Below are 18,349 nucleotides of genomic sequence, written 5' to 3'. Positions count from 1 at the left end.
CTGCCGTTCGCCCCTCTTCAGCCGGTCGGCCGGGTGATCACCAGTTGATGCAGGTCTTCGGGACCCAGCCGTTGACCTTGTCGCCGCCGTAGTACCACATGTTGCTCTTCTTGCCGCAGGCCGTGTACGAACCGCCCTTGTAGGCCTTGCCGTCGTTGCAGATCCCGCCGCGCTTGCCCTTGCCCCAGATGCCGAGGGCGGTGGCGGACGTCTTCGGCGAGGTCCGGACCTTGACGGTCTCCTTGGCCTTGACGTTGACGATCGCCTTGCTGCAGTCCTTCGGCGGGGCCGCTGCGGCGGTACCGGCGGTCGCGACGGTGCCGGTGAGGGCCGTTGCGAAGAGAGCTATCGAAGTGGCCGCGGTTCCCAGCGACTTGAACTTCATGGTGGTGCGTTCCTCCCGTTGTGCGATGCCGTTTGCACATCGCGGTCATCGCGAACTGTACAAGGGGGAGGGGGAGTTCAAGATCGGGGGTTCAGTACGGGTAGTTCCAGGGCGGAGGCGGCTTGGGGCTGTAGGGGAGCTTGGTCCAGCCGTCGGGGGTCACCTGGTAGAAGTCCCCGTTGTCGCCGTCCATCCGCGAGCTGCCGTGCACGTGCACGATGTCCGCGTGAAGGCGGTAGTGGAAGCCGCCCATCATGCCGACCACCCGGAAGAAGATCCGCACGTCCGCACCCTCCGTCAGGGGGGACAGCGGCGGCAGGAGGTGCTCGATCTCGTCGAAGCAGCTGCCGGTGCGCTCCCGCAGCATCGCGTGGAAGTGGCGCTCCAACGCTTCGGAGGGAGCGGGGAGTTGCCGCATCGCGACCGGCTCCAGAAGCTCCAGCAGGTGCGTGTGACCCCGCTCCCGCGCGATGTCCACCGGGCGCCGTCCGTCCCGGGTGCGCTGCGTGCGCCAGGCGCCGTGCGCGATCAGCCGGGAGACGACCGCGATCGTGGCGCCGTGCCAGGCGGCCTGGTGCAGCGGGGCGAACCCGCTGCGGTTCCCGGGGCGGGCGAGATTGACCCGCTCGGGATTCTTCACCAGCTCCCCGAACAGGCCGTCCCAGTCGGCGTCCCGGGCCAGGTCCGAGAACCGGTCCCGCTCCTTCAGGTACCAGTCGCCGTAGCGCTCGCGGTCGGTGAGGCCGTCCCATTCCATGCTGATCATGCTAGTGACGCCGTCGAGACCGGTGGCGGCGCGGGTCTCACCGTAGGGTGCTGCGCATGAGCATCATCGGGGTCGGGATCGACGTCGCCGAGATCGATCGGTTCGCGGCGTCGCTGGAGCGTACGCCCGCGTTGGCCGGACGGCTGTTCGTGGAGCGGGAGTTGTTGCTGCCCAGTGGGGAGCGCCGGGGGGTCGCCTCCCTGGCTGCCCGGTTCGCCGCCAAGGAGGCCCTGGCCAAGGCGCTCGGGGCTCCGGCCGGGCTGCTGTGGACCGATGCCGAGGTGTGTGTCGAGGACAGTGGGCAGCCGTGGCTGCGGGTGACCGGGACCGTGGCCGCGCGGGCCGCCGAGCTCGGGGTGCGGTCCTGGCACGTGTCCCTGAGCCATGACGCGGGTGTCGCCTCGGCCGTGGTGATCGCGGAGGGGTGAGCCGGAGGCCGGGGAGTCGCGACATGGACCAGGAGGGCACATGGTCACGGTGAAGGGCGTCGACCCTCGCGGTACGCAGCACTGCGAGACGTCGGCTCTGGGGGTGCTGCTGCGGCACCAGGGACTCGATCTGTCCGAGCCCATGCTCTTCGGCCTCGGGGCCGGACTGTCCTTCATCTACTGGGACAGCAAGAACATGGACTTCCCCTTCCTCGGCGGGCGCGTCAAGCCCTTCGAGCTCACCAGGAACCTGGCCGCCGGGCTGGGGCTGGAGCTCGTGGTGCAGGAGACCGGCTCCGCCCGCAAGGCGTGGGAGAACGTGGCGACCGCCATCGACGCCGGCCGGCCCGTCGGGCTCCAGCTCGACAGCTACCACCTGGACTACTTCTCCACGAAGGTGCACTTCGGCGGTCACATCGTCGCCCTGTACGGCTACGACGAGCACGACGCCCACCTGGTGGACACCGACCAGCAGGGCGGAGCCGTGTCCACCGGCCTGAACAGCCTCGCCCGGGCCCGGGCCGCGCGCGGGCCGATGACCGCCAGGCACCGGTCCTTCACGCTCACCGCCGCCGGGAAGGTGCCCTCCCTGGAGAGCCGGATCATTCCGGCCATCACCGAATGCGCCGACGCCTTCCTCGACCCGCCCATCGCCAACCTCGGCCACCGAGGCATCGAGAAGGCCGGGAAGCTCGTCCCCGGCTGGCTCCAGCGCACCGACGCTCCCCGACGGGACCTGCCGCAGGCGGCCCTGCTGATGGAGAAGGCCGGCACCGGCGGTGCACTGTTCCGCAACCTCTACCGTGACTTCCTCGCCGAATGCGCCCAGGTGGTCGACAGCGGCCATCTGCGCACCGGCCACAGGCTGTACTCGGAAGCGGCCGGCTTGTGGACGGAGGTCGCGGCGCTCATCACGAACGCCGGCGAGTCGGGCGACGAGCAGTGCCTCGCACGGGCAGGCACCGTCCTCCGCGACATCGCGCGCATCGAACGCGAAGCCATGGAATCGCTGAGCCGCCTGCGTGGTGAAGCCCCCGCCGGATGACGGCGAGGGCTTCACGGGCGCGCGGGCTTCGCCGGCGCGGGCGTCAGCAGATCGACTGGCTGCTGTTCACCCGTGTGAGGTTGCGGAACGTCGTGTTCTCACCGCACGGGCTCTCCCTGATGGCCGAGTTGGTGACCGTCAGGTTCTGGATGGTGATGTCCTTGTTGTTCGGGAACTCCGAGCGGGCGGCCAGGCGCAGTTCGCCGCCGCCCGAGATCGTGCCGCTCTGCGCCGCGAGGTTGACGTTGTAGCAGTTCTCGATCAGGACGGAGTTGTTGCCGGTGTTGGAGATCGTCACCTTGTTGATCGTCGCTCCGCCGCTCTCCGAGACGCAGAACACCCCGCGTCCGCCGCCGCGCGCGATGACCTCGCCGACCCGGATGTTGGTCGGGTAGCCGCTGCCGACCCGGCCGTTGCGGTTGGCCATGCGGAAGGCCGCGTAGCCGGTGCCGGTGCCGGCGTTCTCCGCGTCCACCTTGGTGACGCTCGCGTTGATCGTCTGGTTGAGCAGCAGGCCGGACTCGCCGACGTTGCGGGCGGTGACCGTGCCGATGGTGATGCCGTCGACGCCGTAGGTCTCGACGGCGTGGCTGGACGCGCCGGAGACGTAGACGCTGTCGATGCGGACGTTGCGCGTCCACTGGCTGGTGTCGCCGCGGTTGTCGATGCGGATGCCCAGGCCGCGGGAGAGGCGCATGTCTATCTGGCCGAGCACGACGTTCTGGACGTTGCGCATGAAGATGCCGTAGAGCGGGGTGCCGGTGAGCTTGAGGTTCTGGACCTCCACGTCGCGGGTGCCGCGGGAGTAGACCGGCGCCTGGTCGCCGGAGCCGCTGCCGGTGACGTTGATGGTGCCGCAGACGTCGAGGACGGTGTAGCTCGGGAGCGAGATGCGTGAGCCTGCCGAGACCGAGCCCGAGCCGCGGACCACGACCCGCTCCTTCGACGTGCGGCCCGAGGTGAGGCTGTTGACGGCTGCCTGGACGGCGGCGCGCATGTCGGTGCCGGTGTAGACGGTGCTGCTGCCGCGCCGGGCGGTCCAGTTGCTGCCGTTCTGCACCGCCTCGGCCTGGTAGGAGCCGTCCCCGCAGGCCGCCGCCCGGGTCGGGGCGGCGGTGGCGGGGGCGGTCAGCGTGCCGGCGGCGGTGAGGACAGCGGTGGCACCGGCGGCGGCGAGGAATGCGGCTCTGCGTCCCATGGTGGCCTCGGATTCGTCGAATGTGGGGGGTGTGCAAGCGCTTTCTGCGCGGCCGGTGAGTCTGGCAAAGGGCAGGCAAAGCGTCAATGGATGCGACACGCTTCGGAGTTGCGGGAGATACGGGGGAGTGGCCGGGCGGTCGTACGGGAAACTCGACCGCATGCGTAGTGCGTACAGCGTGGAGACGGTCAGGACCGCCGAACGGGAGCTGATGGCGCGGCTGCCGGAGGGGGCGCTGATGCAACGCGCCGCCGCCGGACTCGCCGCGGCCTGCGCCGACCTGCTGGGGCGGGTGTACGGGAGCAGGGTCGTGCTGCTGGTCGGGAGCGGCGACAACGGGGGCGACGCGTTGTACGCCGGGGCCCGGCTTGCCCGGCGGGGGGCCGGTGTCACGGCGGTGCTGCTCGCGCCGGAGCGGGTTCACGCCGGGGGACTCGCGGCGCTGCGGCGTGCCGGGGGGCGGGTCGTGAGCGCCGGTGGCGCTGATGAAGGTGCCGGCGGGGGCGCGCAGGGCGTCGAGGAACTGGTCGAGCGGGCGGACCTCGTCGTCGACGGCATCGTCGGGATCGGCGGGAAGGGCGGGCTGCGGCCGGACGCGGTGCCGCTGGCCGCCGCCGCCCGGCGGTCGCGGGGCGCCGTCGTCGCCGTCGATCTGCCGAGCGGGGTCGACGCCGACACCGGGGAGGTGCGCGGCGTCGCGGTCCGGGCCGATCTGACGGTGACGTTCGGTACGCACAAGCCGGGGCTGCTGATCGATCCGGCGCGGGAGTACGCGGGGTCGGTGCGGCTGGTCGACATCGGTCTCGATCTGCCGGTCGAGCCGGAGCTGGAGGCGTTGCAGCACGCGGACGTGGCGGAGTTGCTGCCGGTGCCGCGGGCCGAGAGCGACAAGTACCGGCGGGGTGTCGTCGGCATCGCCGCCGGGTCCGCGCGCTACCCCGGGGCCGCCGTGCTCGCCGTCGCCGGTGCGCTGCGGGGCGGGGCCGGGGCCGTGCGGTACGTCGGGCCGGCCGGGGACGCCGTCATCACGCGGTTCCCCGAGACGCTCGTGTCCGACCAGGGGCCGAAGCACGCCGGGCGGGTGCAGGCGTGGGTCGTAGGGCCGGGGGCCGGGGACGACGCGGCGACGGTGGGGGAGGTGCTGGCGGCAGATGTCCCGGTGCTGGTCGACGCGGACGGGTTGCGGCTGGCCGAGGCGGGGGTCGTACGGGCGCGGCGGGCGCCGACGCTGATGACGCCGCATGCCGGGGAGGCGGCGGCCCTGCTCGGGGTCGACCGGGCGGAGGTCGAGGGCGGTCGGCTGGCGGCGGCTCGGGAGCTGGCCGGGCGGTACGGGGCGACCGTGCTGCTGAAGGGGTCCACGACCTTGGTCGCCGACTCGGGGGGCGGCGCGGTGCGGGTGAATCCGACGGGGACGTCCTGGCTGGCCACGGCGGGGAGTGGGGACGTGCTGTCGGGGCTCGCGGGGTCGTTGCTGGCGGCGGGTCTTTCGGCGGTGGACGCGGGGAGTGTGGCGGCGTATGTGCACGGGCTGGCCGGGAGGCTGGCGGCGGACGGGGCGCCGGTGGGGGCGCATGACGTGGCGGAGGCGGTTTCGGAGGCGTGGCGCAACGTTCTCGGCTGAGTGAGAGGGAGGGGGCAGTGGGGGTTGCTGTGGCGGTGGGTCGCCCCCTCCTCCCTTCCCGTCCCGGTCCGGGGGCTGCCGCCCCCGGGCCCCCGCTTCGGCCTGGACGGCCTCGTCCTCAAGCGCCGGACGGGCTGACATACGGCTGATGCGTCTGGGTGACCCACGCCGCGCGGCAACCCCGGGCCGCCCCCACCACCCCGTTTCTCTGATCACATGACCAGCAGGCGCACCGCCGGGCGCGCCCTCGCCCTCCTGCTCGCCGCTGTCACCGCGCTGCCCGTCGGAATCGCCGGTGCCGCTCCCGTACCGCCCGCTCCCGGCCCCCTCGGCGAGCTCGTCCCGGGCGTCGCGCCGGGGCCCGCGCAGCCCTGGTCCGTCGACACGCCCGACCAGGCGCTGCCGCCGCTGGTGTACACACCGTCGGCCGAGGAGGAGGCCGTCGAGCCGCGGAGGGCGGTGGAGGGGACGTACGCGCTCGTCGAGTACGTGCCGTTGGGGGAGGCGGTCGCGCGGGTGAGCTGTACCGGGAAGGCCGGGCCGTATCAGCGGCAGGTCGAGCGGTGGCCGGGGCTGAGGGCGGGCGGGGTGCAGTCGGCGGCCGACTGCCGGGTCATCCGGGCGTTCCAGGTGCGGCAGGGGATCAAACCGGCCATTGGGTTCGCCGGGCCCGTGACGTGGGGCCGGATGCAGTACCTGTCACTGGTCGACGCTGTACAACACGCCCATGCCGTACGCCCAGTTCTTCAGCGGCGGGCAGGCCTTCCACGGCGTCTACGGCGGCCTCCACACCACCGTCGGCTCCATGGGCTGCGTCAATCTCTCCGTCCCCGCCGCGCGGTGGCTGTGGAGCGTGCTGAAGAAGGGTGACCGGGTGTTCGTGTGGGGGCGCAGGCCCGGGACGTAGCGGTTGCCGTCGGGGGCCGCTGCCTCGGGCGGGCCGGGCCCCTCTGAGACACTGGGCGCGATGAGCGAGAGAACAGCCCCGCGGACCGCGCCCCTGCGGGCCCGCGCGGAGATCGACCTGGCCGCCCTGCGGGCCAATGTGCGGGCGCTGCGTGCCCACGCGCCGGGTGCTGCCCTGATGGCCGTGGTGAAGTCCGAGGCGTACGGCCACGGGGCCGTGCCGTGTGCTCGCGCGGCCGTCGCCGCGGGAGCGGACTGGCTGGGCACTGCGACGCCCGAGGAGGCCCTCGCCCTGCGGGCCGCCGGGCTGCCGGGCCGGATCATGTGCTGGCTGTGGACGCCGGGCGGGCCCTGGCGCGAGGCGATCGAGGCGGACGTCGACGTGTCCGTCAGCGGGATGTGGGCCCTGCGGGAGGTCACCGAGGCCGCCCGGCGGGCGGACCGGTCCGCGCGCGTGCAGCTCAAGGCCGACACCGGGCTCGGGCGGGGCGGCTGCCAGCCCGGTGAGGACTGGGCCGATCTGGTCCGGGAGGCGCTGCGCGCCGAGGCCGAGGGGGTCCTGCGCGTGACGGGGCTGTGGTCGCACTTCGCCTGTGCCGACGAGCCCGGCCACCCCTCCATCGCCGCCCAGCTCGGCCGCTTCCGGGAGATGGTCGCGTACGCCGAGGAGCGGGGCGCCCGCCCCGAGGTCCGGCACATCGCCAACTCGCCGGCCACGCTCACGCTGCCCGAGAGCCACTTCGACCTGGTCCGCGCCGGCATCGCCACCTACGGCATCTCGCCCAGCCCCGAGCTGGGCACCCCGGCCGACTTCGGGCTGCGCCCGGTGATGACGCTGTCCGCCTCGCTCGCCCTGGTCAAGCACGTGCCGGGCGGGCACGGCGTCAGCTACGGCCACCGGTACGTGACGCCCGGCGAGACCACCCTCGGCCTCGTCCCGCTGGGCTACGCCGACGGCATCCCACGGCACGCCTCCTCGGCCGGGCCGGTCCTGGTCGAGGGCAAGTGGCGCACGATCGCGGGGCGGGTCGCCATGGACCAGTTCGTGGTCGACCTGGGCGGCGACGAGCCCGCGCCGGGCGCCGAGGCGGTGCTCTTCGGTCCCGGGGACCGCGGCGAGCCCACCGCCGAGGACTGGGCCCAGGCGGCCGGAACCATCGCCTACGAGATCGTGACCCGGATCGGAACGCGCGTTCCTCGCGTCTATGTGAATGAGGAACAGGACGGGTAACTCGCACAGAGGACCGGTCACGCGCAGAACAACAGGCACCCTGACAACACCAGCACCACCATCACCATCACCACGAGCATCGGCAGCAGCCCGGCGAAGAGGAGCGGTACGTGAGCGAGAGCAGTGCGGAGGTCGTCGCGAACGCCGCCACCGCGGCCGTCGCGGCCTCCGCCGCGGGGGCGGCGGGAGGCTGGCGCCGGGCGACCGGCATCGCCGGTGTCGCGATAGGCGTGGTGGCCGCGGGCGCGGCCGCCGGTGTCGCCCTGGAGCGGATGACGGTCGGCCGGGGCATGCGCCAGAAGGCCCGGCTCGCCCTCGACTCCGCGGGACCCTACGGCTCGCTGCGCGGCATGCCCGGCAAAGCGTTCGCCGACGACGGCACGGAGCTGTACTACGAGGTCGACGACCTCGACCCGGAGGCCGCCCCCGCCGCCATCGGCCCGCGCCGCCGCCGGCTCTTCGGCCGCAAGGCCCCCGCCCCCGTCACCGTCGTCTTCAGCCACGGCTACTGCCTCAGCCAGGACTCCTGGCACTTCCAGCGGGCGGCGCTCCGAGGTGTCGTACGGACCGTCCACTGGGACCAGCGCAGCCACGGCCGGTCCGGACGGGGCGTGGCCCAGGGGCGGGACGAGCCGGTCACGATCGAGCAGCTGGGCCGCGACCTGAAGGCCGTCATCGACGCGGCCGCGCCCGAGGGGCCGATCGTGCTGGTCGGCCACTCGATGGGCGGCATGACGGTGATGGCGCTGGCCGACCAGTACCCCGAGCTGGTCCGGGAGCGGGTCGTCGGGGTGGCCTTCGTGGGGACGTCCTCGGGGCGGCTCGGCGAGGTCAACTACGGGCTTCCGGTGGCCGGGGTCAACGCGGTGCGGCGGGTGCTGCCCGGTGTGCTGAAGGTGATGGGGCAGCGGGCCGAGCTGGTGGAGAAGGGGCGCCGGGCCACCGCGGACCTGTTCGCCGGGGTCATCAAGCGGTACTCGTTCGCGTCCCGGGACGTCGACCCGGCCGTCGCCCGGTTCGCCGAGCGGATGATCGAGAGCACGCCCATCGACGTGGTCGCCGAGTACTACCCGGCGTTCAACGACCACGACAAGACCGAGGCGCTCGCCCACTTCGCCGACATGCCGGTCCTGGTCCTGGCCGGGGTGCAGGACCTGGTCACGCCGAGTGAGCACAGCGAGGCCATCGCCGATCTGCTGCCGGACGCCGAGCTGGTGCTGGTGCCGGACGCGGGGCACCTGGTGATGCTGGAACACCCGGAAGTGGTCACCGACCGCCTCGCCGACCTGCTCACCCGCACGGGTGCCGTGCCTGCAGGGGCTACCGTGAAGGGCTATGGAAGCAGCAGCACCGCACAGCCCGGCTGAGCCCGGGTCCGTCCAGATCGTCGTCACGTCCCCCGAGCAGATGCGGGAGCTGGGTCGCCGGCTCGCGAAACTGCTGCGCGCCGGTGACCTGGTGATGCTCAGCGGAGAGCTCGGGGCGGGCAAGACGACACTGGCGCGTGGGCTGGGCGAGGGGCTCGGCGTGCGCGGGGCCGTCACCTCGCCGACGTTCGTGATCGCCCGGGTGCACCCCTCGCTCGGTGACGGGCCGCCGCTGGTCCATGTCGACGCCTACCGGCTGTCCGGCGGGCTGGACGAGATGGAGGACCTCGATCTCGACGTCTCGCTGCCCGAGTCCGTGGTCGTCGTGGAGTGGGGCGAGGGCAAGGTCGAGGAGCTGACCGAGGACCGGCTCCAGGTGGTGATCCACCGCGCGGTGGGCGACACGACCGACGAGGTCCGGCAGATGACGATCACCGGTGTGGGGGAACGCTGGGCGTCGGCGGACCTGAGCGTGCTCGCGGCGTAGCTCCCGGCGCGTGGTGTTTTGATGAACGTTCCGACAAGGCGTCGGCAAAATGTTGCGTTCGGCGTCTTGTGCGTGGTCACATGGTACCCAGTCCGTAGTTAGGTGTACCTAACTACGTCCGCCCCGCCTTCGGGAGGCGTCCATGTCGGCTACAGAGAGCAAGGGGCGGCCGCTGCCGTTCGCGGTCGCCGGGGTGTCCATGCGTGACCTGCTGGCGGCGGGCGAGGCGGCGGCGCTGATCTCCACGCCACCGCGGGCTCCCGAGCCGGAGCTCGCCGAGCCGGTCGAGCCCTTGGCCGACCACCGCGAAGCGGCCTAGGGGACGACCACGACCTTGCGGCCGATCGTCGCGAACGTCCACATGGCCTCGCCGTCCGCGCGTGACTCGCGGATGCCGCCCGTGCGTACCTTCGTGGCCGGTGCGGCGGTCGAGCCGTCCACGGCCGCGCTGAAGCCGATCACCACGCCGCCCACGGTAGTGAAGCGCACGACGTGCTCGACGGGGACACCGTCGGAGCCGGTGACCGCGTTCGAGCGGGACGTGACCGCGTAATTGCCCGGGGCCGGGTCCACCGCGCTCGGGGCCACCTCGAACGTGCGGGTGATCACCTCGTCCGCGCCGACCAGCCACACCCGGTCGCCGCGCAGGGAGTACACGACCCGTGCGCCCTCACCGGATCCGACGGGCAGCGGGGCGGGGTCCTTCCTGGTCCGGGGCGGCGCCTTCGAAGCGTCGGCGGACGGCGCGGCGCCCGCGTGCGCCCGGCCCAGGCCGGCCGGGAGGGTCTGGGCCGCCTGGTGGGCGAGGTAGCCGACCGTCGCGAGGGCCGCGGCGGTGAGCCCGGCCACGATCCCCGAGCTGCTGACTGCCACCGGCGTCCACCTCCGCGTCGTACGTCCCTGTCGTGCACGGTGCGCCTGCCGCGCCGTGACGGAAGGTGACGGTAGCAGCAGGTGACGGCTCGACAGGTACGTCCGACACGGGCCCCGGGGAGCCGTAGGCTGTTTGCGTGCTCTTGCTCGCTCTGGATACCGCCACACCCGCCGTCACCGTCGCGCTGCACGACGGCCGGGACGTCATCGCCTCGTCGAGTCAGGTGGACGCGCGCCGGCACGGGGAGCTGCTGCTGCCCGCGATCGACCGGGTGCTCGCCGACGCCGGTCTGAAGCTCGACGCCGTCACCGGGGTCGTCGCCGGCATCGGTCCGGGCCCGTACACCGGACTGCGCGTCGGTCTGATGACCGCCGAGACCTTCGGGCTCGCACTCGGCGTCCCCGTGCACGGCGTGTGCACGCTGGACGGTCTCGCCTACGCCGCCGACCTCGAGGGCCCGTTCGTGGTGGCGACCGACGCCCGCCGCAAGGAGGTGTACTGGGCGCGCTACGCCGACTCCCGCACCCGCGTCACCGACCCGGCGGTCGACCGGCCCGCCGACATCGCCGAGCAGGTCGCGGGCCTGCCCGCGGTCGGCGCGGGCGCGCTGCTGTACCCGGACACCTTCCCCCAGGCCCACGAACCCGAGCACGTGTCCGCCGCCGCGCTCGCCCGGCTGGCAGCGGAGAAGCTGGCGGCGGGCGCGGAACTCCCCGCGCCCCGGCCGCTGTATCTGCGCCGCCCCGATGCCCAGGTCCCCAAGAACTACAAGGTGGTCACCCCCAAGTGACCGGGTCCGAGACGTGTGTGCTGCGCGAGATGCGCTGGTGGGACATCGACCCCGTGCTGGAGCTGGAGCGGGACCTGTTCCCCGACGACGCCTGGTCGCGGGGCATGTTCTGGTCCGAGCTGGCCCATGCGCGCGGGCCGGAGGCGACCCGGAAGTACCTCGTGGCCGAGGCGGGGGAGCGGATCGTCGGGTACGCCGGTGTCGCCTCCTCCGGCGAGCAGGCCGACATCCAGACCATCGCCGTCACCCGGGAGTACTGGGGGACGGGGCTGGGCGGCCGGCTCCTCACCGAACTGCTGCGGGCCGCGACCGCCTTCGAGTGCGCCGAAGTGATGCTGGAGTGCCGGGTGGACAACGTCCGCGCGCAGAAGCTGTACGAGCGCTTCGGCTTCGAGGCCATCGGCTTCAGGCGCGGCTACTACCAGCCGGGGAACGTGGACGCCCTGGTGATGCGACTGACCACGAAACCCGACAGCGGCTCCGCCGCGGGTTCGGCTCCCGTACAAGGAACCCAGATCAATGACTGACTCACGCGACGAGCCTCTCGTTCTCGGCATCGAGACCTCCTGCGACGAGACCGGTGTCGGCATCGTCCGCGGCACCACGCTGCTCGCCGACGCCGTCGCCTCCAGCGTCGACGAACACGCCCGGTTCGGCGGTGTCGTGCCCGAGGTCGCCTCCCGGGCGCACCTGGAGGCGATGGTCCCGACCATCGACCGCGCGCTGAAGGAAGCGGGAGTCAGCGCCCGCGACCTCGACGGCATCGCCGTCACCGCCGGTCCCGGCCTCGCCGGTGCCCTGCTGGTCGGCGTCTCGGCGGCGAAGGCCTACGCCTACGCGCTCGGCAAGCCCCTGTACGGCGTCAACCACCTCGCCTCGCACATCTGCGTCGACCAGCTGGAGCACGGCGCGCTGCCCGAGCCGACCATGGCGCTGCTGGTGTCCGGCGGCCACTCCTCGCTGCTGCTGTCCTCGGACATCACCTCCGACGTCCGCCCGATGGGCGCGACCATCGACGACGCGGCCGGTGAGGCCTTCGACAAGATCGCCCGCGTGCTGAACCTGGGCTTCCCGGGCGGCCCGGTCATCGACCGGTACGCACGCGAGGGCGACCCGGACGCGATCGCCTTCCCGCGCGGTCTGACCGGTCCGCGCGACCCGGCCTACGACTTCTCCTTCTCCGGGCTGAAGACGGCCGTGGCCCGCTGGATCGAGGCGAAGCGGGCGGCGGGGGAGGAGGTGCCGGTGCGGGACGTGGCGGCCTCCTTCCAGGAGGCGGTCGTGGACGTGCTGACCCGCAAGGCCGTCCGGGCCTGCAAGGACGAGGGCGTCGACCACCTGATGATCGGCGGCGGGGTGGCCGCCAACTCCCGGCTGCGCGCCCTGGCCCAGGAGCGCTGCGAGGCGGCCGGGATCCGGCTGCGGGTGCCGCGGCCCAAGCTGTGCACGGACAACGGCGCGATGGTCGCCGCGCTCGGCGCCGAGATGGTGGCCCGCAACCGGGCCGCGTCGGACTGGGACCTGCCGGCGGACTCCTCGCTGCCCGTGACGGAGCCGCACGTCCCGGGCCACCACCACGGCCACGACCATGTGCACGAGATCAGCAAGGAGAACCTCTACTCGTGACGGTCGCCCTGATGTGGGAGGCGCGGGCGGTGCCCGGCCGGGGCGAGGACCTGCTGGCCTGGGCACGGGCGCAGGAGCTCCCCGGCGAACCCCTGCGCCGCGAGACCCTGCGCGCTCCCCAGGACCGGGTCCTCGTCATCACCTGGTGGGACGCCCCGTACGACGCCGAGTTGCCGGAACTGCCGGAGCCAGGCGGGGAGTTGGTCACACGGGCCGTGCACCGGTGGCGGTTCGAGTCGGTGGACGCCGGCTGACCGACAGCTCCCACGGCCTGCTCGCGACGTGGCCCCGCCACAGCAGCAGGCCGTGCCCGCGCTCCCAGTGTGCGACCACAGCGGCCTTGCCCAGCGAGTCCAGGGCCGACCACAGGGGCAGCAGGACCGCCCACGGTTCCCACAGGGACAGGGGCACGGCGAACAGCAGATACAGCACGAAGAGGCGCGGGCTGAACGGCTGGTCCCGCAGGAAGCGCTCGGTGGGCAGGACCGCGCCGGACTCCTCGACGGGGACCGCCTTCTCGAAGTCCCGTACCTCGCTGAACCACTTGATCCTGGTGGCCTTGAGGAGCGTCCACACCAGGATCCAGGCGAGCACGGCGGCGGCGTAGAGTCCCAGCCGGCCGGGTTCGGACGGTGCGGAGAAGCCGTGGACCAGGCCCACGGTCGTCAGGGCGACGGCCATGGCGGCCAGGACCGAGACGACGGCCCGCAGTTCGTGGTGCACCAGCCTGTCCATGCGCCCCCGCATCCCCCGTGATCCCCCGCGCGTTGGGTCACCCCACCCCTGACACCTCCGTCTCGCACCGCAGCCGCCGGTCGGTGCCGAGCACCCGGACCGGGCCCGTGAGGGTGAGGTGGGCCGTGTGGCGTACGTCCGCGCTGGACGCCGCCAACCGTAGTTCCAGGGCGCCCGGTTCGACCACCCTGCGGCCTGAACGGTCGGTGAACGCCGACAGGTCCGTGTGGAAACGGAACAGCACCCGGGCCGCCTCCCCCGGCGCCAGCCGCACGCGCTGGTAGCCGATCAGCCGTACGTCGGGGCGGGTCACCGACGCCACCGGGTCGTGCAGATACAGCTGCACGACCTCCGCGCCCTCGCGGTCGCCGGTGTTGCGGACGGTCACCGAGACCTCGTACGTCCCGTCCGTGCCGATCTCCGCCGGCTCCTCGCCGCCCGTGCCGGCCTCCCAGGCGAACGTCGTGTACGAGCGGCCGTGCCCGAAGGCGTAGAGCGGGGTCGGGTCGAGGTTGCTGACCTCGCCCGCGAGGCCGAGGGGCGGCTGGAGGTACGTCCAGGGCTGGCCGCCGGGGACCTGCGGGACGCTGACCGGGAGGCGGCCCGACGGGTTGACGCGGCCCGACAGCACTCCCGCCACCGCCGGGCCGCCCTCCTCCCCCGGGAAGAACGCCTGGACGACGGCGCCCAGGCGGCCGTGCCAGCGGCCGAGCGCGTAGGGACGGCCGGTCAGCAGCACCAGCACCACGGGGACGCCCGTGGCCACCAGCGCGTCCAGCAGTTCGCCCTGGGCGCCCGGCAGGGCGAGGTCCGTCGCGTCGCAGCCCTCGCCCGAGGTGCCGCGGCCGAACAGGCCCGCCCGGTCGCCGAGGACCGCCACGCACACGTCCGCCTCGGCGGTGCGGGCGATGGCCTCCTCGAAGCCGGAGGTGTCCGGGTCCGTCACGTCACAGCCCTGCGCGAACGTCACCTTGGCGTCGGGGAGTTCGGTGCGCAGGGCGTCGAGGACCGTCGGGATCTCGATGCCGGTCGGGACGCCGGGGTGGTGGGTGAGGACATGCGACGGGAACGAGTAGCAGCCCAGCATGGCCAGGGCGTCGGCCGCCCGGGGGCCGATCACCGCGATCCGGGTGTCGGGGGCGAGCGGGAGCAGGCCGTCGGGGTTGTCGAGCAGGACGACGGACTCCTCGGCCAGACGGCGGGCCAGGATCCGGTTGCCCGTCGAGTCGAGGTCGACCGGGGCGGCCGGCTCGGGAGTCCAGTCCTCGTCCAGCAGGCCCAGTTCGCATTTCTGGAGCAGGACGCGGCGGGCCGCGCGGTCCACGAGCTCCTCGGGGATCTCGCCTGAGCGGACCGCGTCCACCAGCGGCTCGCCGTAGCACTTGAGGCTCGGCAGTTCCACGTCGATGCCGGCCTCCAGGGCCGCGTGGGCCGCCTCGGCCGGGGTGCCGGCGACCCGGTGGAGGGTCTGGAGGAAGCCGATGCCGAAGTAGTCCGCGACGACCGTGCCGGTGAAGCCCCACTCCTCGCGCAGGAGTCCGGTCAGCAGCTCGGGGTCCCCCGAGGCCGGGACGCCGTCCCGTTCCGTGTAGGCGGCCATCACCGAACGGGCCCCGCCCTCGCGCAGCGCCATCTCGAAGGGCGGGAGCGTGACGTCCGCGAACTCGCGGGTGCCGGCCCGTACCGGGGCCAGGTTGCGGGCGCCGGCCGAGGAGGCGTACCCGGCGAAGTGCTTCAGCGTGGCGACGACCCCGGCCGACTCCAGGCCCCGCACATAGGCCGTGCCGACCGTGCCGACCAGGTACGGGTCCTCGCCGATCGTCTCCTCCACGCGGCCCCAGCGCGGATCGCGTACGACGTCCAGGACGGGCGCGAGGCCCTGGTGGACGCCGGCCGAGCGCAGGTCTTCGCCGATGCGGCGGGCCATCTCCTCGACCAGCGGGGGATCCCAGGTTGCGCCCCAGGCCAGCGGGACCGGGTAGGCCGTGGCCTGCCAGGCGGTGAAGCCGGCCAGGCACTCCTCGTGCGCGACCGCCGGGATGCCGAAGCGGCCGGCCTCGGTGATGCGGCGCTGGGCGCGGGCCAGTGCCTGCGCACCCAGCGCCGGGTCCACGGGGGCGGTGCCGAAGGAGCGCGTGAGCTGGCCCAGGCCGCGGGTGATCAGTTCGGACCATGCTTCGTCGGAGTAGTCGACCGTCATGTCGTGCTGGTGCGGAGCGACTCCGTCGCCGTCCGTCGAAGCGCCCACCCACACGCCGTACAGCTGGGCGGTCTTCTCCTCCAGGGTCATCCGGGAGAGCAGGTCGTCGACGCGGGCGGTGGCGGGCAGGGCGGGGTCACGCCAGGGCGCGGTGGTCATGAAGCTCCTGTCGGGTGGACGGACGGCCCTCTCAACGAATGTTTCGGTAAGTATGTCGAATGTTCCGGGAACCTATGGCGCCCGGGGGACTTCGTCAAGGGGGCCCGCAGGGATACGATCGCCGCCATGACATCCCCGGAGCCGGTTGAAAGCCGGACGCAAACACGGACGCAGGGGCGCAGCGCGCAGACGGCGACGCTCGCCGAGATCGCCCGTGAGGCCGGTGTGTCGGCGCCGACTGTTTCGAAGGTCCTCAACGGCCGGGCCGACGTCGCCCCCGCCACCCGGGCCCGCGTCGAGGAACTGCTGCGCGCCCACGGCTACCGGCGCCGCCGTGCCGAGGCGACCCGCTCGCCCCTGATCGACCTGGTCTTCCACGAGCTGGAGAGCGCCTGGGCGCTGGAAGTCATCCGGGGCGTGGAGAACGTGGCCCGGGACGCGGGGCTGAGCGTGGTGCTGTCGGAGAGCGCGGGGCGGCTCACCCCCGGGCGGACCTGGGCCGACCAGGTCGCCGCTCGCCGCCCGCACGGCGTGATCCTGGTCCTGTCCGGGCTCGACGAGTCCCAGCGGGCGCTGCTGACCAGCCGTGCCATCCCGTTCGTGGTGATGGACCCGGCCGGCGACCCGGGCGCCGACGTGCCCTCGATCGGCGCGACCAACTGGCAGGGCGGTCTCGCGGCCACCCGGCATCTGGTCGAGCTAGGGCACCGCAGGATCGGCGCGATCAGCGGGCCGACGCAGATGATGTGCAGCCGCGCCCGGGTCGACGGCTACCGGGCCGCGCTGGAGACGGCCGGGCTGCCGGTCGACCCCGCGCTGATCGCGAACGGCGACTTCCACCACGAGGCCGGCTACCGGCTGGGCCTGGAGCTGCTGCGCCGCCCGGACCGGCCGACCGCCGTCTTCGCCGGGAACGACCTGCAGGCGCTCGGTCTGTACGAGGCCGCGCGCGAGCTGGGCCTGCGCATCCCCGAGGACCTCAGCGTGGTCGGGTTCGACGATCTGCCGCTGGCGCCCCTGGTCGGGCCGCCGCTGACGACCGTACGGCAGCCGCTGACGGAGATGGCCGAGGCGGCGGCCAAGCTGGTCCTCGACCTCGGCCGCGAGGCGGGCACCCCGGCCGCCACCCGGGTGGAGCTGGCGACCAGCCTGGTGGTGCGCAGCAGTACGTCGGCGCCCGCCGGCTGACCTGTGTTGCTGCATCGACGGGTGTTCCGGACGCCTCCACCCCTGCACGAAGCCAATCGGTTGCACCATCGAAACTTTCGGAGGCGCTCGCTCGCGGCATGACGGGTCGGTGCTTGGCGGCCTTGGGGTGAGAACGGACCGAGAAGTCTGAGAATTTCCGAAGAAAAAGCTCCCTGGGGTCCCTGCTCGTCATAATTCGGACTTACGTTCCTGCCCGTGACGGGACGTGACGGACACGGGGGCGGGAACGAGGACGCGGGCAGAGCAGTGGGCCGGCGGCCGAGAGCGCTGCGGATCGCCGGCCTCGCCCTGGCGGGTGCGCTGGTGCTGGGCATCGGCTCGGCGGGCTGGGCCTACTGGCATCTCAACGACAACATCACCAGCGTCGACATCGACAACGCGCTGGGCGACAACCGCCCGCCCAAGCCGGTGGTCACGCCGTCTCCCTCCGCCTCGGCCCTGCCCGGCGAGGCCCTCAACATCCTGGTCCTGGGGTCCGACTCGCGCAGCGGCGAGGAGAACCAGAGGCTCGGCGGCGGCGACAGCACCGGTGCCCGCTCCGACACGGCGATGGTCGTCCACCTCGACGCCGGGCGTACCAGCGCGACGGTGGTGAGCATCCCGCGCGACACCCTGGTCACCCGCCCCTCCTGCCCGCGCCCGTCCGGCGGGTCGACGGCCGTCGCCTACAACTCCATGTTCAACAACGCGTACGCGGTGGGCGGTCCGGTCTGCGCGGTGAAGACGGTCGAGTCGATGACCGACGTCCGCATGGACCACTACATCGAGATCGACTTCTCCGGCTTCGCCAAACTCGTGGACGCGCTCGGCGGCGTCACCGTCACCACGGACGAGGACATCGCCGACGACGACAGCCATCTGCGCCTCAAGGCGGGCACCCACCACCTGGACGGCACACAGGCCCTCGCCCTGGCCCGCACCCGGCACGGCATAGGCGACGGCAGCGACCTGGGCCGCATAGGCCTCCAGCAGAAGCTGGTGAAGGCACTGCTGGACCAGATCGCCGCGCAGGACCTGCTCACCGACCCGGCGAAGCTGTACCGGGTCGCGGACGCCGTGACCGCCGGCCTCACCACCGACACCGGCCTGGACTCCCTCGCCGAGCTGACCCGGCTCGGGCAGAGCCTGCAGGGCCTGTCGGCGAGCGCGGTGCGGACGGTGACGATGCCGGTGGTGCGGGCGCCGTCGGACCCCAACCGGGTGGTGGCCGAGGAGCCGGAGGCCCGGGAACTGTGGAAGTCGCTGCGCTGACCTGCGCGAACGTGCCCAGCGAAAATTCCCGGAGAAAAATCCGTCGAGCGTGTCGATCCGGCGGTCTC

At 72.9% G+C, this 18,349-nt stretch carries 19 protein-coding genes and 1 pseudogene; 14 read left to right on the top strand and 6 right to left on the bottom strand.

Annotated features, from left to right (window positions below):
* Positions 1-37: 37 nt before the first annotated feature.
* On the bottom strand, positions 38-385 hold the full coding sequence (locus MQE23_RS17765) for a hypothetical protein (RefSeq protein ID WP_086565406.1): 348 nt from the start codon (positions 383-385) through the stop codon (positions 38-40).
* A gap of 91 nt (positions 386-476) precedes the next feature.
* Positions 477-1,142 carry an ankyrin repeat domain-containing protein gene (locus MQE23_RS17760; protein WP_243379593.1) on the bottom strand — a complete coding sequence of 222 codons (666 nt, stop codon included), beginning with the start codon at positions 1,140-1,142 and terminating at the stop codon, positions 477-479.
* A 65-nt stretch (positions 1,143-1,207) separates the two neighbouring features.
* Here MQE23_RS17760 and MQE23_RS17755 point away from each other — a divergent pair, with 65 nt between their 5' ends.
* Positions 1,208-1,579, top strand: coding sequence for a holo-ACP synthase (locus MQE23_RS17755; RefSeq protein ID WP_086601633.1), 372 nt, complete (start codon positions 1,208-1,210; stop codon positions 1,577-1,579).
* Positions 1,580-1,619: 40 nt separating this feature from the next.
* The gene (locus tag MQE23_RS17750; protein ID WP_243379592.1) at positions 1,620-2,624 is read left to right on the top strand and encodes a BtrH N-terminal domain-containing protein; all 1,005 of its coding nucleotides are present in this window, start codon (positions 1,620-1,622) and stop codon (positions 2,622-2,624) included.
* A 43-nt stretch (positions 2,625-2,667) separates the two neighbouring features.
* Here MQE23_RS17750 and MQE23_RS17745 read toward each other — a convergent pair whose 3' ends face one another.
* A complete protein-coding gene (locus MQE23_RS17745; protein WP_037672665.1) occupies positions 2,668-3,822 on the bottom strand; it encodes a hypothetical protein in 1,155 nt (384 codons plus the stop codon).
* A 160-nt stretch (positions 3,823-3,982) separates the two neighbouring features.
* Here MQE23_RS17745 and MQE23_RS17740 point away from each other — a divergent pair, with 160 nt between their 5' ends.
* The 6 genes and pseudogenes from MQE23_RS17740 (at position 3,983) to MQE23_RS17715 (ending at position 9,756) form a co-directional block, all read left to right on the top strand.
* Complete coding sequence (locus tag MQE23_RS17740; RefSeq protein ID WP_243379591.1) at positions 3,983-5,446, top strand: NAD(P)H-hydrate dehydratase; 1,464 nt, start codon at positions 3,983-3,985, stop codon at positions 5,444-5,446.
* A 216-nt stretch (positions 5,447-5,662) separates the two neighbouring features.
* A pseudogene (locus MQE23_RS17735) lies at positions 5,663-6,353 on the top strand (L,D-transpeptidase).
* 60 nt (positions 6,354-6,413) lie between these two features.
* The gene (gene alr, locus MQE23_RS17730; protein ID WP_020276262.1) at positions 6,414-7,583 is read left to right on the top strand and encodes an alanine racemase; all 1,170 of its coding nucleotides are present in this window, start codon (positions 6,414-6,416) and stop codon (positions 7,581-7,583) included.
* A gap of 110 nt (positions 7,584-7,693) precedes the next feature.
* Positions 7,694-8,950 (top strand): alpha/beta hydrolase, encoded by a 1,257-nt coding sequence (locus tag MQE23_RS17725; RefSeq protein ID WP_020276261.1) that lies wholly within the window; start codon positions 7,694-7,696, stop codon positions 8,948-8,950.
* A complete protein-coding gene (gene tsaE / locus MQE23_RS17720; RefSeq protein ID WP_020276260.1) occupies positions 8,919-9,437 on the top strand; it encodes a tRNA (adenosine(37)-N6)-threonylcarbamoyltransferase complex ATPase subunit type 1 TsaE in 519 nt (172 codons plus the stop codon). Before MQE23_RS17725 ends, tsaE begins: the two co-directional genes overlap by 32 nt.
* Positions 9,438-9,579: 142 nt before the next feature.
* The gene (locus tag MQE23_RS17715) at positions 9,580-9,756 is read left to right on the top strand and encodes a hypothetical protein (RefSeq protein ID WP_020276259.1); all 177 of its coding nucleotides are present in this window, start codon (positions 9,580-9,582) and stop codon (positions 9,754-9,756) included.
* On the opposite strand, the gene MQE23_RS17710 is transcribed toward MQE23_RS17715, so the two are convergent.
* Complete coding sequence (locus MQE23_RS17710) at positions 9,753-10,310, bottom strand: hypothetical protein (protein WP_243379590.1); 558 nt, start codon at positions 10,308-10,310, stop codon at positions 9,753-9,755. The two genes, MQE23_RS17715 and MQE23_RS17710, sit on opposite strands and share 4 nt — an antisense overlap.
* Positions 10,311-10,447: 137 nt before the next feature.
* On the opposite strand from MQE23_RS17710, the gene tsaB reads away from it, so the two are divergent.
* From tsaB to MQE23_RS17690, 4 genes are read left to right on the top strand one after another with little or no spacing between them, the layout of a single operon-like run.
* Complete coding sequence (gene tsaB, locus MQE23_RS17705) at positions 10,448-11,101, top strand: tRNA (adenosine(37)-N6)-threonylcarbamoyltransferase complex dimerization subunit type 1 TsaB (RefSeq protein ID WP_037672652.1); 654 nt, start codon at positions 10,448-10,450, stop codon at positions 11,099-11,101.
* A gap of 29 nt (positions 11,102-11,130) precedes the next feature.
* Entirely contained in the window at positions 11,131-11,628 is a 498-nt protein-coding gene (gene rimI / locus MQE23_RS17700; protein WP_037673319.1) for a ribosomal protein S18-alanine N-acetyltransferase, read from the top strand.
* Positions 11,621-12,727: a tRNA (adenosine(37)-N6)-threonylcarbamoyltransferase complex transferase subunit TsaD gene (gene tsaD / locus MQE23_RS17695; RefSeq protein ID WP_020276755.1), complete on the top strand. Its 1,107-nt coding sequence runs from the start codon at positions 11,621-11,623 to the stop codon at positions 12,725-12,727. Before rimI ends, tsaD begins: the two co-directional genes overlap by 8 nt.
* Entirely contained in the window at positions 12,724-12,981 is a 258-nt protein-coding gene (locus MQE23_RS17690) for a hypothetical protein (RefSeq protein ID WP_243379589.1), read from the top strand. The genes tsaD and MQE23_RS17690 overlap by 4 nt, the downstream gene beginning before the upstream one ends.
* Here the strand turns inward: MQE23_RS17690 and MQE23_RS17685 are convergent.
* Positions 12,932-13,462, bottom strand: a complete 531-nt coding sequence (locus MQE23_RS17685; protein ID WP_020276757.1) for a hypothetical protein — start codon at positions 13,460-13,462, stop codon at positions 12,932-12,934. The two genes, MQE23_RS17690 and MQE23_RS17685, sit on opposite strands and share 50 nt — an antisense overlap.
* A 37-nt stretch (positions 13,463-13,499) precedes the next feature.
* Positions 13,500-15,821, bottom strand: coding sequence for a glycoside hydrolase family 3 N-terminal domain-containing protein (locus MQE23_RS17680; protein ID WP_243379588.1), 2,322 nt, complete (start codon positions 15,819-15,821; stop codon positions 13,500-13,502).
* Between the two features lie 126 nt (positions 15,822-15,947).
* On the opposite strand from MQE23_RS17680, the gene MQE23_RS17675 reads away from it, so the two are divergent.
* A complete protein-coding gene (locus MQE23_RS17675; RefSeq protein ID WP_020276759.1) occupies positions 15,948-17,009 on the top strand; it encodes a LacI family DNA-binding transcriptional regulator in 1,062 nt (353 codons plus the stop codon).
* A 216-nt stretch (positions 17,010-17,225) separates the two neighbouring features.
* Positions 17,226-18,281 (top strand): LCP family protein, encoded by a 1,056-nt coding sequence (locus MQE23_RS17670; protein ID WP_243379587.1) that lies wholly within the window; start codon positions 17,226-17,228, stop codon positions 18,279-18,281.
* The last annotated feature ends 68 nt before the right edge of the window (positions 18,282-18,349 follow it).

The sequence above is a fragment of the Streptomyces sp. HP-A2021 genome (assembly GCF_022807935.1).
Classification (GTDB): domain Bacteria; phylum Actinomycetota; class Actinomycetes; order Streptomycetales; family Streptomycetaceae; genus Streptomyces; species Streptomyces afghaniensis.
Note: the sequence above shows the minus strand (reverse complement) of the source record. Positions and strands in the feature narration are given on the sequence as shown.

What these genes read in the sequence shown, in the direction of transcription:
- MQE23_RS17765 (WP_086565406.1), bottom strand. Translation starts at nt 385, where the DNA reads ATGAAGTTCAAGTCGCTGGGAACCGCGGCCACTTCGATAGCTCTCTTC.
- MQE23_RS17760 (WP_243379593.1), bottom strand. Translation starts at nt 1,142, where the DNA reads ATGGAATGGGACGGCCTCACCGACCGCGAGCGCTACGGCGACTGGTAC.
- MQE23_RS17755 (WP_086601633.1), top strand. Translation starts at nt 1,208, where the DNA reads ATGAGCATCATCGGGGTCGGGATCGACGTCGCCGAGATCGATCGGTTC.
- MQE23_RS17750 (WP_243379592.1), top strand. Translation starts at nt 1,620, where the DNA reads ATGGTCACGGTGAAGGGCGTCGACCCTCGCGGTACGCAGCACTGCGAG.
- MQE23_RS17745 (WP_037672665.1), bottom strand. Translation starts at nt 3,822, where the DNA reads ATGGGACGCAGAGCCGCATTCCTCGCCGCCGCCGGTGCCACCGCTGTC.
- MQE23_RS17740 (WP_243379591.1), top strand. Translation starts at nt 3,983, where the DNA reads ATGCGTAGTGCGTACAGCGTGGAGACGGTCAGGACCGCCGAACGGGAG.
- alr (WP_020276262.1), top strand. Translation starts at nt 6,414, where the DNA reads ATGAGCGAGAGAACAGCCCCGCGGACCGCGCCCCTGCGGGCCCGCGCG.
- tsaE (WP_020276260.1), top strand. Translation starts at nt 8,919, where the DNA reads ATGGAAGCAGCAGCACCGCACAGCCCGGCTGAGCCCGGGTCCGTCCAG.
- MQE23_RS17715 (WP_020276259.1), top strand. Translation starts at nt 9,580, where the DNA reads ATGTCGGCTACAGAGAGCAAGGGGCGGCCGCTGCCGTTCGCGGTCGCC.
- rimI (WP_037673319.1), top strand. Translation starts at nt 11,131, where the DNA reads ATGCGCTGGTGGGACATCGACCCCGTGCTGGAGCTGGAGCGGGACCTG.
- tsaD (WP_020276755.1), top strand. Translation starts at nt 11,621, where the DNA reads ATGACTGACTCACGCGACGAGCCTCTCGTTCTCGGCATCGAGACCTCC.
- MQE23_RS17685 (WP_020276757.1), bottom strand. Translation starts at nt 13,462, where the DNA reads ATGGACAGGCTGGTGCACCACGAACTGCGGGCCGTCGTCTCGGTCCTG.
- MQE23_RS17680 (WP_243379588.1), bottom strand. Translation starts at nt 15,821, where the DNA reads ATGACCACCGCGCCCTGGCGTGACCCCGCCCTGCCCGCCACCGCCCGC.
- MQE23_RS17675 (WP_020276759.1), top strand. Translation starts at nt 15,948, where the DNA reads ATGACATCCCCGGAGCCGGTTGAAAGCCGGACGCAAACACGGACGCAG.